The organism is Vibrio sp. VP6, from assembly GCF_028823755.1.
GTDB classification, from domain to species: domain Bacteria; phylum Pseudomonadota; class Gammaproteobacteria; order Enterobacterales; family Vibrionaceae; genus Vibrio; species Vibrio parahaemolyticus.
Map to the genome: position 1 here is coordinate 21,648 of NZ_JAPEID010000037.1, position 16,748 is coordinate 38,395.

Genomic DNA, 16,748 nt, shown 5'->3' on the forward strand with positions numbered 1-16,748 from the left:
TCCATATTCAAGTTGATTTATGTTCAAAGAGAACGCAAAGAAAGTCGAAACCATCATTAAAACCAGTGAAGAGCCTCAGTCTTCACGCTTAAATGGCTTCCAACGCTTAAAAGAGTGCTGCTTTATCGTTGGCGTTCTTAGCTCGGTATTGCTCGCTGTAGCACTATTTACCTTTAGTCCAGCTGATCCATCTTGGTCCCAAACTGCATGGGGTGGGGAGATCGATAACGCTGGTGGCCTGTTTGGCGCATGGCTTGCCGACACTCTATTTTTCACTTTTGGCTCTCTCGCCTATCCGATTCCTTTCCTACTGGCTGCCGCTGCGTGGGTGATTTGTCGTAAGCGAGGGGAAGATGAGCCAATTGATTTTATGCTGTGGGGAACCCGTTTACTGGGCCTAACTGTTCTTATCATGACCAGTTGCGGCCTTGCCGATATTAACTTCGATGATATTTGGTACTTCTCATCGGGCGGTGTAGTAGGCGATGTTCTATCAAGCCTTGCTTTGCCGACGTTGAATGTACTGGGTACAACACTCGTCCTTCTATTTCTGTGGGGGGCTGGCTTTACTCTGTTTACGGGGATTTCTTGGCTGAACATCGTTGAATGGCTTGGTGATCGCTCGTTAGCGGTATTGGCTGCCATCGCGAATAAGTTCAGAGGTTCAGAACAAGAGACGCTAGAGCCTCAGCTTGATGAGTTTGTTGAGGATAAAGTATCAACAAAACACGTTGAAGACGATCAACAAGACGACGAGACGCTTCCTCACTTAACGGCTTACGAAGTTGAAGAACCAAAAGAGAAAGCGGCAGTACACGAATATCCTATATATATGCCGCAAGCCAAATCAGAAACGTCTGCGGTAAAACCGACGCCAGAGCCCCAACCTCAACGAGTTGCGGCAGTAAATGCGACGCCAACGTATATTGAACCAGAACCACAACTTAAAGCGGTCAGCACAGATAACGTGGATCCAATGGTTGAGCGTACCAAGCAGCTGAATGTAACCATCGAAGAGTTGGAAGCTGCAGCGCAGCAAGCAGATGATTGGGCGTCAGAAGAACAAACAAGCCAATCTTATGCGGATACAAACGCAGTCTATCAAGAACAGGTGCAAGCCAAGCATGAAGAGGTTGTTGAACACGATACGCCTCAACGAGAATCAAGCTATGAAGAGTATGAACAGTTTGCTGCTCAGCAAGAACAGCAACTCCATGTGGAACCAACGCCACACGAAGAACCTGTTATTGACACTCGTGCACTTGATGACATTACCGACCACGCTGAGCCAAGTGAACATATTGAACCAACCATCTCTGATTTTGATGTAGTAGATGAAGAGGAGGCATATGTTGCTCCTCAACCTCAGTCGCGTTCACCAGAGCCTCAACCTATCGTTCAACCACAATCGGTTTCTCAAATTCAACCAGAACAGACACCAGAGCCGAGTGTAGCGTTTGAACCAGCGCCACAAGAAGTTGAGGTTGAGGAAGTGCAAGATGGCGATCAAGATGTTGCCGCATTCCAAAGCATGGTATCCAGCGCGCAAGCAAAAGTTGCCGCGACGCAAAACCCATTCTTGATGAAGCAAGAACAGAATTTACCAGTGCCAGAAGAGCCGCTGCCAACACTTGAATTGCTTTACCATCCGGAAAAACGTGAAAACTTCATCGATCGTGAAGCGCTTGAGCAAGTCGCGCGTTTAGTCGAAAGCAAGCTTGCAGACTACAAAATTAAAGCTGACGTAGTCGGCATTTACCCAGGCCCAGTCATCACTCGATTCGAGCTCGATTTGGCGCCAGGTGTGAAAGTAAGTCGAATTTCTGGTCTGTCTATGGACTTGGCGCGTGCTCTATCTGCGATGGCGGTACGTGTTGTAGAGGTGATTCCAGGCAAACCTTATGTCGGTCTTGAGTTGCCAAACATGAGTCGTCAGACGGTTTATCTGTCAGACGTCATCAGCAGCCCTCAATTTGAGCAAGCTAAATCGCCAACGACGGTGGTACTTGGTCAAGATATCGCGGGTGAAGCTGTCATTGCTGACATCGCTAAAATGCCTCACGTACTTGTTGCGGGTACGACAGGTTCAGGTAAGTCGGTCGGTGTAAACGTCATGATCTTGAGTATGCTCTACAAAGCTTCTCCAGAAGATCTACGCTTCATCATGATCGACCCGAAAATGTTGGAGCTTTCTATTTACGAAGGTATCCCTCATCTTCTTGCCGAAGTTGTTACTGATATGAAAGACGCATCCAATGCTCTACGTTGGTGTGTGGGTGAAATGGAACGCCGTTACAAACTGATGTCGGCACTGGGTGTGCGTAACGTGAAAGGCTTTAACGAGAAGTTGAAGATGGCAGCAGAAGCCGGCCACCCAATTCACGATCCATTCTGGCAAGAGGGCGACAGTATGGATACAGAACCGCCGTTGCTTGAGAAATTGCCATACATCGTCGTTGTTGTTGACGAATTTGCCGACCTTATGATGGTTGTGGGTAAAAAGGTTGAAGAACTGATTGCTCGTTTGGCTCAGAAAGCGCGTGCGGCTGGTATTCACTTGATTCTTGCAACTCAGCGTCCATCGGTTGACGTTATTACAGGTCTGATTAAAGCAAACATTCCAACACGCGTGGCGTTTACTGTATCAACGAAGACGGACTCGCGTACTATCCTTGACCAAGGCGGCGCGGAATCGCTACTTGGTATGGGTGACATGCTGTACTTGCCTCCAGGTTCTAGCCATACGATTCGTGTTCACGGCGCATTTGCATCGGATGATGATGTACATGCTGTGGTGAACAACTGGAAGGCGCGTGGTAAGCCAAACTACATCGATGAAATCATCAGTGGTGACCAAGGCCCAGAAAGTTTGCTTCCGGGCGAACAAATGGAATCAGATGAAGAGATGGATCCATTGTTTGATCAGGTGGTTGAGCACGTGGTTCAGTCGCGCCGTGGTTCGGTTTCTGGCGTGCAGCGTCGATTCAAAATCGGCTATAACCGTGCCGCACGAATTGTCGAGCAGCTTGAGGCTCAAGGCATCGTGAGTGCGCCGGGTCACAATGGTAACCGTGAAGTCTTGGCTCCTGCGCCACCAAAAGATTAATGAACTTGTTTTACTCACCTTAGTCCAACTGAGGTGAGTAACTTTAGGTCTTTGACCCTCTGATAGGTATCTGAATGAAAAAACGATTTTCAGCGAAACTTTTCTCAGCGCTAGTTTTAAGCATTTCTTTCTTCTCTGCTGCAAATGCAGCCTCTCCAAAAGATGAACTGAACAAACGCCTCGCGATGAATGAGGGTTTCAGTGCCGATTTCTCTCAGCAAGTGATCAGCCCTGAAGGGGAAACGGTCATGGAAGGGGAAGGCACGGTTGAAATCGCTCGTCCAAGCCTGTTCCGTTGGAGCACGACATTCCCAGATGAGAACTTGCTGGTTTCAGACGGTAAAACTTTGTGGTACTACAGCCCGTTTATTGAGCAAGTTAGCATTTACTGGCAAGAGCAAGCGACCGAGCAAACACCATTTGTGCTCTTAACTCGCAACAGAGCAAGTGATTGGGATAATTATAAGATCTCCCAGAAAGGGAATGAATTTACGCTTATCCCAACCGCAGTAGACTCTACTCAAGGTCAGTTCCAGATCAATATTGACGCGAAAGGCGTAGTGAAAGGCTTTAACGTCATCGAGCAAGATGGTCAGAAAGGGCTCTTTACATTCAGTAATGTTAAGCTTGGCAAACCAAAAGCAGACAGATTTACGTTCACAGTTCCAAAAGGCGTGGAAGTGGACGATCAAAGGAATTAATAGGTAGTGAGTAATTACACATTAGATTTCTCGGGGGACGAAGATTTTCGTCCCCTTGCTGCTCGTATGAGACCGCAAACTATTGAGCAGTACATCGGTCAGCAACACATTCTTGGCCCGGGTAAACCCCTGCGTCGCGCGTTAGAGGCCGGCCATGTCCACTCAATGATCCTTTGGGGGCCTCCTGGTACAGGTAAAACCACGTTAGCGGAAGTCGCTGCTAATTACGCCAATGCGGAAGTTGAACGCGTGTCTGCGGTGACGTCCGGTGTGAAAGAGATTCGTGCTGCAATCGAAAAAGCGCGCGAGAACAAAATGGCGGGTCGCCGCACCATCTTGTTTGTGGATGAGGTCCATCGCTTCAACAAATCGCAACAAGATGCGTTCTTACCACATATTGAAGATGGAACCGTAACGTTTATTGGCGCAACGACAGAGAACCCGTCTTTCGAACTGAACAACGCATTGTTGTCTCGTGCTCGAGTCTACAAGCTGACTTCACTGGATAAAGAAGAGATCTCACTCGCACTAAATCAAGCGATTAACGACAAAGAACGAGGGCTGGGCAATACGCCAGCGAACTTTGCTGATAATGTGTTAGACCGTCTAGCCGAGTTGGTGAACGGTGATGCTCGCATGTCTCTTAACTACCTTGAGCTTCTCTACGATATGGCAGAAGAGAATGATCAAGGTGAAAAAGAGATAACACTCAAACTGCTTGCTGAAGTAGCCGGGGAGAAAGTCTCTCGCTTCGATAATAAAGGCGACATTTGGTACGATTTGATCTCCGCTGTGCACAAATCTATTCGTGGATCAAACCCAGATGCCGCTTTGTATTGGGCTGCTCGTATGATAGCTGCAGGTTGTGATCCACTTTACATTGCCCGCCGATTACTTGCGATAGCATCGGAAGATGTCGGCAATGCGGACCCTAGAGCCATGCAAGTTGCACTCTCCGCGTGGGACTGTTTTACACGTGTTGGTCCAGCAGAAGGTGAGCGTGCGATTGCTCAAGCAATTGTTTATCTCGCGTGCGCTCCAAAGAGTAATGCCGTTTATGTTGCTTGGAAACAAGCGCTCACTGACGCACATAACTTGCCTGAATATGAAGTGCCGCATCACTTGCGTAATGCACCCACCAGTCTGATGAAAGACATGGGCTATGGCGCAGAATATCGATATGCTCACGACGAGCCGGGTGCTTATGCAGCGGGTGAGCAATATTTGCCACCAGAAATGGCGGATCGTAAGTACTATCAGCCGACAAATCGCGGTCTAGAAACCAAAATCGGCGAAAAGTTAGATTACTTGGCTAAATTAGACGCAAATAGCCAACAAAAGCGCTATGAAAAGTAGGCGTTTTTGGATACATTTGTTCAGTAAATTTTTTTAACGCGTACGCTTGGAAAGTGCGCGTGATTTCACAACAAAAAGCATAGGATTAACAATGCTGGATTCTAAATTACTTCGTACAGAGCTGGATGAAACAGCTGCTAAACTGGCGCGTCGTGGCTTTAAGCTAGACGTAGAGACTATTCGTAAACTTGAAGAACAACGTAAGTCCATTCAAGTAGAAGTAGAAAATTTACAATCCACGCGTAACTCCATCTCCAAGCAAATTGGCCAAAAAATGGCGGCTGGCGACAAAGAAGGCGCAGAAGAGATCAAGAAACAAATCGGTACTCTAGGTAGCGATCTTGACGCGAAGAAAGTTGAACTTGAGCAAGTAATGGCTCAACTAGACGAATTCACGCTTTCTGTACCAAACATCCCAGCAGATGAAGTGCCAGATGGCAAAGACGAAAATGACAACGTTGAAATCTCTCGTTGGGGTGAGCCTAAGACTTACGACTTCGATTTGAAAGACCACGTTGACCTAGGCGAAATGGGTGGCGGTCTAGACTTCGCAAGTGCAGTTAAGATCACTGGCGCACGTTTCATCGTGATGAAAGGTCAATTTGCTCGTCTACACCGTGCAATTGCTCAGTTCATGCTAGATCTTCATACAGAAGAACATGGCTACACAGAGATGTACGTACCTTACCTAGTGAACTCTGACAGCCTATTCGGTACTGGTCAGCTTCCTAAGTTCGGTAAAGATCTTTTCCACACTGAGCCTCTAGCGGAAAAAGTAAACGACGAAGAGCCACGTAAACTGTCTCTAATCCCTACAGCAGAAGTACCAGTAACGAACCTAGTTCGTGACACTATCACTGACGAAGCGGATCTACCTATCAAGATGACAGCACACACGCCATGTTTCCGTTCAGAAGCGGGTTCATACGGTCGTGATACTCGTGGTCTGATTCGTATGCACCAGTTCGACAAAGTTGAGCTAGTACAAATCACTAAGCCAGAAGATTCAATGAACGCGCTAGAAGAGCTAACAGGTCACGCTGAGAAAGTTCTACAACTTCTTGAACTTCCTTACCGTAAAGTCGTTCTATGTACAGGCGACATGGGCTTCGGCGCTCGTAAAACTTACGACCTAGAAGTTTGGGTTCCTGCTCAAGAAACTTACCGTGAAATCTCTTCATGTTCTAACATGTGGGACTTCCAAGCTCGTCGTATGCAAGCGCGTTTCCGTCGTAAAGGCGAGAAGAAACCTGAGCTTGTACACACGCTAAACGGTTCTGGTCTAGCAGTTGGTCGTACCATGGTTGCTATCCTAGAAAACAACCAAGAAGCAGACGGTCGCATTGCAATCCCTGCAGTACTTCAGAAGTACATGGGCGGCGCAACGCACATCGGTTAATTCATTAGCCACTAGAACACCAAAACCCAGCCTCAGCGCTGGGTTTTTTGTTATCTGCGTCGAGTGAAAATACGTTGTTATGTAAATGCTGGATGGGGTATTGCATAGTTGTCCTAAATTATTAAAACTTCTTTCTAATGATATTTTTCTAAGCCTTATTGGGCATGACAAGCTCCTCCAAAATGTAAAAGGAGGTACTTTCGTGGTTTCGATAAGATTAAGCGGCTCTGTTGGTTTGGGCGGTAAAAATGTGGATTCTGATATTCGAACGGTGCAAAGGTCTATTAACCAATTGCTCGGCTCTTTAAAGGGAATAAAGGAGCTTAAAGTAGATGGGAAACTGGGCTCTAGACCTGAAAACTCCAAGACTGTCGCCGCAATCAAAGCTTTTCAGAAAAACCTTGTTGGAATAGCTCGTCCAGATGGAAGAATCGATGTGAATGGAAGAAGTCATCGTAAGTTGACACAGGCTATCACGGTTTTGAGCGCGAAGAAGTCTGTGCCTGTTTCATCCTCCCTCAAAATGAAGCTCAAGATTAAATTAGAGTAATATGAGGGAAGAGTTGAGCATATGTATTTGGATACCAGAGGTTATATAACTGTTGGGGTAGGTAATATGTTAAGTGACGTTACCGCAGCAACAAAGCTCCCGTTCGTTCACAGTTCTACAAATGAACCTGCTACTCACGAGCAAATCAAGGAAGAGTTTTTGCGTGTTAAGGCTCGGCCTTTTGGTGAATCCGAGCCTGCTTCAAGGTTTAAGCCCTTTACAGTCCTCAAATTAACTGAAAGTGTGATGAACGAGCAGGTAGCACATCACATACAGTCTTTCGAAAAAGAGCTTAAGGTTATCTATGGAGATGAAGCGTTTACATCTTATCCGGACAACGTAAAGCTAGCGCTTTTTGACATGATATTTAATTTAGGTATGCCAAAACTTAAAGATACTTATCCAAAGTTTAATGGGCATATTCGAAACGGAAATTATCAGCAAGCCGCCCTCGAGTCGAAAAGAAATGGTGTACAAGCAGAAAGAAATGCTTATGTAGCAAACTTATTAAGGTCGCATTAATGAAATCACTCTTAATTTTACTAGGTTTATCTTCTTCCAGCTTATTAGCAAAACCAATATCGATAGAGCCTTTCTATAGCCCTTACAACAACTCTGATCGTTTTTTTGTCGAGAAAGTGACCTTCTTAACGCAGGACAATGTCAGAGCTGCTTATGGTGCAGAATGGTATTTTGAGTTCCCACTAAAGTCCCCATCTGAAGAAGTCTCAGTAGCTAAAAGTTGTGCAGAACTCGAGCAAAAAAGCAAAAAAAAATATAGCGCAAAAATGGACTCAGAGTATTCTGCGTTAATGGCAACAAAAGTCTTATGTGAATCTTGGAAAGTGATGGGGGCTCTTAAACCATCTAATACTTCTTACATATCAGACAGCATCATTAGTGAGAGGCTGCCGGATATATCTCCGTCAGAGTTGAGTTTTATAATTTCTGATGAACAATTGAGAAAATCTAAAGAAGCACATCGATGGGCTGATATGGATAGAATCACTAGTTTTGAGCGATTGAATGACTTTCAGGCTGTATTTTACGATAACTCCGATGGTTACCAAAAAGTTACTCTTCTTGCGACCGGAGATTACAATGATGACGGTTTGGAAGATGTAATATTGTTAAAGGAAAACAGTGTGTTAAGCGGAAGCTATGGCTCTACGCATGGGTATGTTCTTTCAAGGCTTCACGAGAATGGGTCATATGAACTAATCAAAGAATGGTAATTGATTTTAAGTTTTCTATTTTTACTTAAATGTAATAGTGTTTTCTAATTCACCCTAATTATCTTGTTATTTGTAATCGATATAATCATCCCCCTTACCACGGTAAGTAGATTTTCTCATTCAAGTAACGAGGAGGGCTTATGGCCGTAGGGTGGGCAAGTGACGATAGCGTTAGCCAACAAATTCAAAATACCATCGACGACGAGATTTCCCGTGTTCGTGGCAATATTAAAGGGGGCGAAAGTGCTCACTATTGTGATGAATGTGGAGACGAGATACCTGAAGCGCGTCGAGTTGCAATGAAAGGTGTTCGTCTTTGTATCGAATGTCAGTCAACAATCGAATTGGTGTCTCAACGCCAAGCATTGTTTAATCGACGAGCGAGTAAAGACAGTCAACTTCGATAGCTTTGCTGTTCTTGTAAATAAAGAGACGGTTTGAGTCTCATACTCAAACCGTTTTCGTGTTGAGTTGAACTATGAAGCGAAGCAGTCTTTACGTTGCAACGCTGCATCAATCGCATTAATTAACTTTTCAATATCTTCTGGTTTGCTGATGAATGGCGGCATCATATAAATCAGTTTGCCAAATGGACGAATCCAAACACCGTGCTCAACAAACAGTGCTTGGATGGTTTCCATATTCACTGGGCGATGCGTTTCTACGACGCCAATGGCACCCAACCAACGGGTGTTTTTCACCAAGTCGTATTCTTCAAGTTTTGGCAGTAATTCAGAAAACAGCATTTCGATTTGCTGGGTTTGCTGCTGCCAGTCACCTTGTTCGATCAATTCTAAACTCGCCGTTGCTACAGCGCAGGCGAGGGGATTACCCATAAAGGTTGGTCCGTGCATGAAACAACCTGCGTCACCACCACAAACCGTGTCAGCGACATGTTTACTCGCCAGCGTCGCTGAAAGGGTCATGTAGCCGCCAGTGAGTGCTTTACCGACGCACAGAATGTCTGGTTGAACATCTGCATGTTCACAGGCAAACAATTTGCCTGTGCGTCCAAACCCTGTTGCGATTTCATCCGCAATCAATAACAAGTCATATTTATCACAAAGCCTACGCACGCCTTTGAGAAATTCAGGATGGTAGATACGCATGCCGCCCGCACCTTGAACGATAGGCTCTAGGATCACCGCTGCAAGCTCTTGATGGTGCGAGTCAATCTTGTCTTCAAAGTCAGCAAGGTCTTCTGGCTTCCACTCATCCCAATAACCACAAGTTGGTGACTGGGCAAAGATATGCTCAGGTAAAAAGCCTTTGTAGAGAGAGTGCATTGAGTTATCTGGATCGGTAACCGACATGGCTGCAAAGGTGTCACCGTGATAACCGTGGCGCAAAGTCAGAAACTTCGGTCGACGTTCGCCCTTCGCATGCCAATATTGCAGAGCCATTTTTAAGCTGACTTCTACGGCAACGGAACCTGAATCGGCAAGGAATACATGCTCAAGGTTATTTGGTGCTAGGGACAGCAACTTCTTACACAAACTAATTGCAGGCTGGTGGGTAATCCCGCCAAACATGACATGTGACACTTGATCGATTTGCTGGTGCGCCGCTTGATTTAGGTGGGGATGGTTATAGCCGTGGATAGTCGACCACCAAGAAGACATGCCATCGACAAGCTCTGTCCCATCTTCCAATTTAATGTGTACACCATTTGCTGAGGCCACTGGGTAGCAGGTCAGAGGTGTCAACGTTGAAGTGTAAGGATGCCAGATGTGATGGCGGTCGAAGGCGAGATCCATGTTCTATTCCAATAGTTGCTAAGGTTAAAAAATAAACCAATGTAAACTTTGTTGTTTCTTGTTGTGTTGACAGTTTATCGAGACTAAGTAGACTGTCAACACAACAAAAAAGTGATTAAAGGAATACACGTGGAAGTTCGTCATAACTGGACGCATGCTGAAGTGCGCGATCTCATGGAAAAGCCATTCATGGATCTCCTATTTGAAGCGCAGCTTGTTCATCGTCAATACCAACAAACCAACCATGTTCAAGTAAGCACGCTTCTGTCGATTAAGACGGGTGCTTGTCCAGAAGATTGTAAGTACTGTCCTCAGAGCGCTCGTTACACCACAGACATCGAAAAAGAGCGTCTGATGGAAGTCGAACGTGTACTCGACGCTGCTCAAAAAGCGAAAAATGCAGGTTCGACGCGATTCTGTATGGGCGCAGCGTGGAAGAACCCGAAAGAGCGCGACATGCCGCATTTGACCGATATGATCAAAGGCGTAAAAGACATGGGTTTGGAAACGTGTATGACGTTAGGTATGTTAACGCCAGAGCAGGCGAAGCAGCTGGCAAACGCAGGTCTGGATTACTATAACCACAACCTAGATACGTCGCCTGAGTTCTACGGCAACATCATTACCACTCGTACTTACCAAGACCGTTTGGATACGCTGTCTCACGTTCGTGATGCAGGTATGAAGATTTGTTCTGGCGGTATCATCGGCATGGGTGAAAGTGCCAATGATCGTGCAGGTTTGTTGGTTGAATTGGCGAACCTTCCTACACACCCTGAGAGCGTGCCAATCAATATGCTGGTAAAAGTGAAGGGTACACCGCTGGAGACTGTGGACGATGTTGATCCGTTCGACTTTATTCGTCTGATTGCAATCGCACGAATCATGATGCCTCAATCGGCTGTGCGTTTGTCTGCTGGTCGCGAAAACATGAACGAACAGATGCAAGCGCTGTGTTTTATGGCAGGTGCAAACTCAGTATTCTACGGCTGCAAACTTCTAACGACCCCAAACCCTTCTGAAGACAAAGACATGATGCTGTTTAAGAAGCTGGGCATTAACAGCCAAGAAGTGTCTCAAAAACCTGATGAAATCGAAGAAAACGAATTGCTGGATCGCGTGGTAGAGCGCGTTGCTGCACGTCCAACTAAAGACGATCTTTTCTACGATGCCAGCGTTTAAATCTCGAATCGAATCTGCTCTTGCTGCTCGTAAAGCGCAAGGGTTGAATCGTTCAATGAATGTGGTATTCGCCGGAAACCAATCGATTTTAGAACATGAAGGCAGACGCTACATCAACTTCTCAAGCAATGATTATTTGGGCTTAGCCAATGACCAAGCGCTTGTACGTGCTTGGCAGCAAGGTCTGAGCGTTTATGGCAGTGGCAGTGGGGCATCACCCATGGTCACTGGCTTCAGTGCTGCGCACAGCAACTTAGAAGCGGCGTTAACTGAATGGTTGGGCTTCGAGAGGGCGGTATTATTTGGTTCTGGTTTCAGTGCTAATCAAGCGTTGCTTTTTACCCTGCTAGAAAAATCAGACGTATTGATTCAAGACCGATTAAACCACGCATCTTTGATGGAAGCAGGGTCACTGTCAACGGCGAAAATGAAGCGTTTTAAGCACAACGACATTAAGCATTTAGAAACGCTGTTTACTAATGAAGGCAATCATCTGGTCGTGACTGAAGGTGTCTTCAGCATGGACGGCGATTGCGCGCCGTTGAAAGACATTGCGGAAGTAGCTCGCTTACGTAAAGCTTGGTTAGCAGTGGATGACGCTCACGGTATTGGCGTGCTCGGCGAATCGGGTGGAGGCTCTTGTGAACTTGCTAATGTCAAACCAGAGATTTTAGTCGTTACCTTCGGTAAAGCGTTTGGCATGTCCGGTGCGGCGATTTTGTGTGACCAAGCAACGGGTGACTTTTTGACCCAGTTTGCTCGTCACCATGTGTATTCAACAGCAATGCCACCTGCGCAGGCCTACGCGTTGACACATGCGGTTTCTATGATTCAAGAGCAGTCTTGGCGACGCGAAAAGCTGGCGGAGCTAAATGAGGTTTATCAAACGAATCTAAGCGATCTGGATGGCTTTGTTGAAACAGATACCCCGATCAAGCCATTTGTGATTGGCGAATCAGAACTTGCTTTGCAGGTTGCGAACGCCTGTCGACAAAATGGCATATGGGTCACCGCGATTCGTCCACCAACCGTTCCGAAAGGTACCTCACGCCTTCGTATCACGCTCACTGCGAACCATAGTACAGAACAAGTTAAAACGCTTTCAATCGCATTGAAACAAGCATTAGGAGCGCTGTAATGGATAATGCCGAAAACATGGCGTTGGACAACGTACACCAAGACAAAGAGGCGATTGCTTCGTCTTTTGGCAAAGCGGCTGACACCTATGACAAACATGCTGCATTTCAACGAGATGTTGGCCATCGTTTGTTAGAAAAGCTCCCAAGCGATCTTACCAACAAGCGCGTTTTGGACTTGGGGTGTGGAACCGGATATTTTTCTCAGCTATTGCTAGAGCGAGGCGCAAGTGTTGTTTGTGCCGATCTTTCGCAAGGAATGTTGGACAAAGCGCGCGAGCGTTGTGGTGACCATAATGTTCGTTATGTGGTAGCAGACGCGGAAAGCTTGCCATTCGAGGACGCTAGTTTTGACTATGTGTTTTCAAGTCTCGCGCTACAGTGGTGTGTCGATTTAAGTTATCCGTTGAGAGAAATTCGCCGAATATTAGCTGCTAATGGGAAAGGGTGTTTCTCAACACTAGTTGATGGCTCGCTATGCGAACTGCGCTATTCGTGGGCAAAAATTGACACATATCAACACGTGAATAACTTTATTACTCTCAATCAGGTAAAAATTGCGTTAGCGCAATCTCGATGCCATAACCATCATCTAGACTCGACCACCATCACAGTTTGGTACGACTCAGCATTTTCTGTTATGCGTGATCTCAAAGGTATTGGTGCAAATCACGTAAGCGGGCGCTCACATGGTCTAACAAGTCGTCGTACTTTGTTGCAAGTCGAGCGCGCGTACCAAGCATTCAAAAACGATCAAGGTCTTCTACCTGCAACTTATCAGGTTTGTTTTGGAGTCATACATTTATGATTGATGCATTTTTTATTGCTGGTACGGATACTGATGTAGGCAAAACGGTGGCGTCGAAAGCCGTCTTGCAAGCACTCGCAGCAAAAGGACTAAATACCATTGGCTACAAACCAGTGGCTGCAGGAAGCGAAAAAACAGAGCAAGGTTGGCGCAATTCAGATGCACTGCACTTGCAAAAAGCCGCAACCTTAGAAGTGGCTTATGAAGATGTGAACCCATACGCTTTGGAATTACCAGCTTCTCCTCACATCGCAGCCAAGCACGAGCAGGTTGAAATCGAATACGATTTGCTGAGTGAAAAGCTCGCTCAACATAAAGAGCAAGCCGATGTTGTATTGGTAGAAGGTGCTGGTGGTTGGCGTGTTCCTGTGTCAGACACAGACAGCTTGTCTACTTGGGTACAGCAAGAGCAGCTACCAGTGGTACTTGTCGTGGGTATTAAACTGGGTTGTTTGAGCCACGCTTTATTAACGGCGGAAATCATCAAAGCAGATGGTCTAAACCTAGTGGGTTGGATTGCGAACCGAGTTAACCCAGGCACAGAGCATTACGCGGACATTATTGAAATGCTTGAATCGCGCATCGATGCACCGAAGTTAGGCGAGATCCCTTACATTCCAAGTGCGAAGCGCAAAGAGTTGGGTAAATACATTAACGTTGAGCCATTACTGAACATCGATTAAGAGCATTTCTTGTAAACGTACTCAAAACCAAAGGGCTGCAATTTGCAGCCCTTTCTATTGGTGTAGCTTAATAAGATTACTGCTACTTTTCTTGGCTAAGTCCCATCAACGCTTGCTGTGTCTCAGCAACACGTTTAGACAAGTGATGATCGGTTGAAATACCGAGTTGCTGTTTGGCCTCATCCTCTGAGATCCCTAGGTGACAACGTAGTAAATCGATAGCCATTTGATAGTCGTTAGTTTCTACCATGATATTTCCCTCAAGACATGGAAGTTTCGAGCTTCAATAACGCTCTTAGAGCGTGCTCTGTTTTGTTCATCTCGCTTGAATCTAGCATGTTCATTTGTCATCACAATAAGACCAAAGTCTATACTTAGCCTAAGGTGCTGTTTTTAGGTTGGTAACTTGTTTATGATTTTTCAGTCTCGAAAACAAATGTTGCAATTTATTGCTTAACCTTGTTTTTATCGCGGATAGACTATATCTATAACGCAACGGAGCACGAAACTAAGTGGAATCGGCTTTTACAGCGTTTGATTTCCCTTAAAAGATGTTCCATATAACAATCCGTTTTAAAAAAACGATAAGCTTCCTCGGAGAAAAGTAATGAAGCGAATTATGTTATTCCTAGCAACTAACCTAGCTGTTGTGCTGGTTCTTAGTGTTGTTCTGAATATTGTTTACGCGACCACTGGAATGCAACCAGGCAGTCTGTCTGGTTTACTTGTCATGGCAGCCGTATTTGGCTTTGGTGGCGCATTGATTTCGTTAATGATGTCAAAGGGCATGGCACTACGCTCAGTTGGCGGCATGGTGATTGAAAGCCCACGTAACGAAACAGAGCATTGGTTGCTTGAGACGGTAGGCCGTCAAGCGCAACAAGCGGGCATTGGTATGCCAACAGTAGCGATTTATGATTCTGCAGACATCAACGCATTCGCGACAGGGGCTAAGCGTGATGATTCACTGGTTGCTGTATCGACTGGCCTTCTACACAACATGACGCGTGATGAAGCTGAAGCTGTTCTGGCGCACGAAGTGAGCCACATTGCGAATGGTGACATGGTCACGATGACGCTAATGCAAGGTGTTGTGAACACGTTTGTTATCTTCCTATCGCGTTTTATCGCCAATATCGTGGCATCGAACGACGATGAAGAAGGCCAAGGCACGAACATGATGGTGTACTTTGGTGTGTCTATGGTGTTGGAACTTGTCTTTGGTTTCTTAGCTAGCTTCATCACTATGTGGTACAGCCGTCACCGTGAATTCCATGCCGATGCAGGTGCAGCGCGTTTAGTAGGTAAAGAGAAAATGATTGCTGCTCTTGAGCGTTTGAAGATGAGTCAAGAATCGAAACTCGATGGCACAATGATGGCGTTCGGTATCAACGGTAAGCAGTCTCTAACAGAGCTACTGATGAGCCACCCACCACTAGATAAACGTATTGCGGCGCTACGTAACCAGTAATACGACTTACATAGTTTTTTGAAAAGGCTTGGTTTTTACCAAGCCTTTTTTTTGCCTGATGATCGCTCACCAATTTGATTACGTACTACTTTCTAAAAATCAAAGCGCAGAAACAAAGTTATACAAATATTTTTTTGTACAACTTTTTCTAATTGGTCTATCTTGTACATATAATATTTTTGTACAACCATCAGTGACATTTGGGAGCGAAAGAATGGACATACAGTCGGTTGGAGACATTTACCAGAAGCTTAACAAAGCGAACCTGCATCTTCTGAAAGACGTTTATCACCAAGATGTGGTGTTTGAAGATTCGGCTCATCGCTTAGAAGGACTGCCTGCTCTTTCTGATTATTTCCAGTCATTGTACGCGAATGTGATTCGCTGTGATTTCATCATCCATGATCATCAGCAGGTTGGGGACACGGGTTTCCTGACTTGGACTATGGATCTTCAACATCCGAAATTACACAAAGGGGCTCCAATCGCTGTGAGCGGTGTTTCCCACATGAAGTTCTCCGATGGCCAAGTCATTTATCACCGAGATTACTTTGATTTGGGTGAAATGCTTTATGAGCATTTGCCTCTGCTTGGCTCTGTAATCAAGACCATTAAGCAAAGGTTGGGGCGATGAACAGTGTCGTTTTAATTACGGGGGCGACTTCGGGGATAGGTAAACAGCTGGCTCTCGACTTTGCTGAGTCTGGTTCGCGTGTCATCGCATGTGGACGCAATGAAACTGTACTTGCTGAGCTAGCGGCAACATCTTCATCTATTGAAACGCTGAAGTTTGATGTAACCGATTATGAGGAGACGAAGCGAGTGCTGTCTTCGCTTAAGACGATTCCAGATACATGGATCCTTAACGCGGGTGATTGTGAATACATGGATGATGGCATTGTAGATGCGCAACTTATGGCGCGCGTGATGAATGTTAATGTCGTAGGTGTAGCTAACTGTATAGAAGCTTGCCAACCGTATTTTCAGCAAGGGCACCGCGTTGTCATTGTTGGCTCCATTGCCTCCGAAGTCGCGCTGCCAAGAGCGGAAGCGTATGGCGCGTCAAAAGCGGCAGTGAGCTACTTTGCGCGCACGCTCGCTGTGGATCTTAAGAAGAAAGGCATCAAAGTGATTACTGTGTTTCCTGGGTTTGTTGAAACGCCCCTAACGGATAAAAACACCTTTGAGATGCCTATGATCATTTCAACCAAGCAAGCGTCTCAATTATTGAGAAAGCAGCTAGCGGCGAATAAAAGCCACATTTATTTTCCGGCGAGATTTACAGGCATTCTCCGCTTTATCTCGTTGCTTCCATACAGTTGGCAAGCAAGGCTGACGGCTAAACTCGTATCTTAAAAGGAAGA

At 45.8% G+C, this 16,748-nt stretch carries 17 protein-coding genes; 15 read left to right on the forward strand and 2 right to left on the reverse strand.

Translation table 11 applies throughout. The features are described from left to right. Positions 1 to 19 precede the first annotated feature (19 nt). The 8 genes from OU793_RS19270 to OU793_RS19305 all read left to right on the forward strand — a co-directional run bounded on the left by OU793_RS19270 (position 20) and on the right by OU793_RS19305 (position 8,754). Complete coding sequence (locus OU793_RS19270) at positions 20 to 3,106, forward strand: DNA translocase FtsK (protein ID WP_025627420.1); 3,087 nt, start codon at positions 20 to 22, stop codon at positions 3,104 to 3,106. Positions 3,107 to 3,180: 74 nt separating this feature from the next. Further along, the gene (lolA, locus tag OU793_RS19275; RefSeq protein ID WP_005460060.1) at positions 3,181 to 3,807 is read left to right on the forward strand and encodes an outer membrane lipoprotein chaperone LolA; all 627 of its coding nucleotides are present in this window, start codon (positions 3,181 to 3,183) and stop codon (positions 3,805 to 3,807) included. A 66-nt stretch (positions 3,808 to 3,873) separates the two neighbouring features. Beyond that, positions 3,874 to 5,163: a replication-associated recombination protein A gene (locus OU793_RS19280; protein WP_043043278.1), complete on the forward strand. Its 1,290-nt coding sequence runs from the start codon at positions 3,874 to 3,876 to the stop codon at positions 5,161 to 5,163. A gap of 91 nt (positions 5,164 to 5,254) precedes the next feature. Further along, complete coding sequence (gene serS, locus OU793_RS19285) at positions 5,255 to 6,562, forward strand: serine--tRNA ligase (protein ID WP_005495761.1); 1,308 nt, start codon at positions 5,255 to 5,257, stop codon at positions 6,560 to 6,562. Positions 6,563 to 6,647: 85 nt separating this feature from the next. After that, positions 6,648 to 7,112, forward strand: a complete 465-nt coding sequence (locus OU793_RS19290; RefSeq protein WP_236578022.1) for a peptidoglycan-binding protein — start codon at positions 6,648 to 6,650, stop codon at positions 7,110 to 7,112. A 66-nt stretch (positions 7,113 to 7,178) separates the two neighbouring features. Next, complete coding sequence (locus tag OU793_RS19295; protein ID WP_236578021.1) at positions 7,179 to 7,634, forward strand: hypothetical protein; 456 nt, start codon at positions 7,179 to 7,181, stop codon at positions 7,632 to 7,634. Continuing rightward, complete coding sequence (locus OU793_RS19300) at positions 7,634 to 8,347, forward strand: hypothetical protein (RefSeq protein WP_021449298.1); 714 nt, start codon at positions 7,634 to 7,636, stop codon at positions 8,345 to 8,347. Before OU793_RS19295 ends, OU793_RS19300 begins: the two co-directional genes overlap by 1 nt. A 140-nt stretch (positions 8,348 to 8,487) precedes the next feature. After that, entirely contained in the window at positions 8,488 to 8,754 is a 267-nt protein-coding gene (locus OU793_RS19305; protein WP_015296513.1) for a DksA/TraR family C4-type zinc finger protein, read from the forward strand. A 69-nt stretch (positions 8,755 to 8,823) separates the two neighbouring features. On the opposite strand, the gene bioA is transcribed toward OU793_RS19305, so the two are convergent. After that, positions 8,824 to 10,104, reverse strand: a complete 1,281-nt coding sequence (gene bioA / locus OU793_RS19310; RefSeq protein WP_025540612.1) for an adenosylmethionine--8-amino-7-oxononanoate transaminase — start codon at positions 10,102 to 10,104, stop codon at positions 8,824 to 8,826. 129 nt (positions 10,105 to 10,233) lie between these two features. Here bioA and bioB point away from each other — a divergent pair, with 129 nt between their 5' ends. From bioB to bioD, 4 genes are read left to right on the forward strand one after another with little or no spacing between them, the layout of a single operon-like run. Further along, positions 10,234 to 11,286, forward strand: coding sequence for a biotin synthase BioB (bioB, locus tag OU793_RS19315; protein ID WP_005460014.1), 1,053 nt, complete (start codon positions 10,234 to 10,236; stop codon positions 11,284 to 11,286). Next, positions 11,273 to 12,424, forward strand: a complete 1,152-nt coding sequence (gene bioF / locus OU793_RS19320; protein WP_025573700.1) for an 8-amino-7-oxononanoate synthase — start codon at positions 11,273 to 11,275, stop codon at positions 12,422 to 12,424. The genes bioB and bioF overlap by 14 nt, the downstream gene beginning before the upstream one ends. After that, a complete protein-coding gene (gene bioC, locus OU793_RS19325) occupies positions 12,424 to 13,230 on the forward strand; it encodes a malonyl-ACP O-methyltransferase BioC (RefSeq protein ID WP_017448316.1) in 807 nt (268 codons plus the stop codon). The genes bioF and bioC overlap by 1 nt, the downstream gene beginning before the upstream one ends. After that, positions 13,227 to 13,913 (forward strand): dethiobiotin synthase, encoded by a 687-nt coding sequence (bioD, locus tag OU793_RS19330; protein WP_005460040.1) that lies wholly within the window; start codon positions 13,227 to 13,229, stop codon positions 13,911 to 13,913. The genes bioC and bioD overlap by 4 nt, the downstream gene beginning before the upstream one ends. A gap of 82 nt (positions 13,914 to 13,995) precedes the next feature. Here bioD and OU793_RS19335 read toward each other — a convergent pair whose 3' ends face one another. After that, on the reverse strand, positions 13,996 to 14,163 hold the full coding sequence (locus tag OU793_RS19335) for a hypothetical protein (RefSeq protein ID WP_005459995.1): 168 nt from the start codon (positions 14,161 to 14,163) through the stop codon (positions 13,996 to 13,998). 357 nt (positions 14,164 to 14,520) lie between these two features. Here OU793_RS19335 and htpX point away from each other — a divergent pair, with 357 nt between their 5' ends. From htpX to OU793_RS19350, 3 genes are all read left to right on the forward strand, one after another. After that, on the forward strand, positions 14,521 to 15,384 hold the full coding sequence (htpX, locus tag OU793_RS19340) for a protease HtpX (protein ID WP_005459987.1): 864 nt from the start codon (positions 14,521 to 14,523) through the stop codon (positions 15,382 to 15,384). A 214-nt stretch (positions 15,385 to 15,598) separates the two neighbouring features. Further along, positions 15,599 to 16,018, forward strand: coding sequence for a nuclear transport factor 2 family protein (locus OU793_RS19345; RefSeq protein ID WP_005495742.1), 420 nt, complete (start codon positions 15,599 to 15,601; stop codon positions 16,016 to 16,018). After that, on the forward strand, positions 16,015 to 16,740 hold the full coding sequence (locus OU793_RS19350) for an SDR family oxidoreductase (protein ID WP_140103886.1): 726 nt from the start codon (positions 16,015 to 16,017) through the stop codon (positions 16,738 to 16,740). The genes OU793_RS19345 and OU793_RS19350 overlap by 4 nt, the downstream gene beginning before the upstream one ends. Positions 16,741 to 16,748 lie beyond the last annotated feature (8 nt).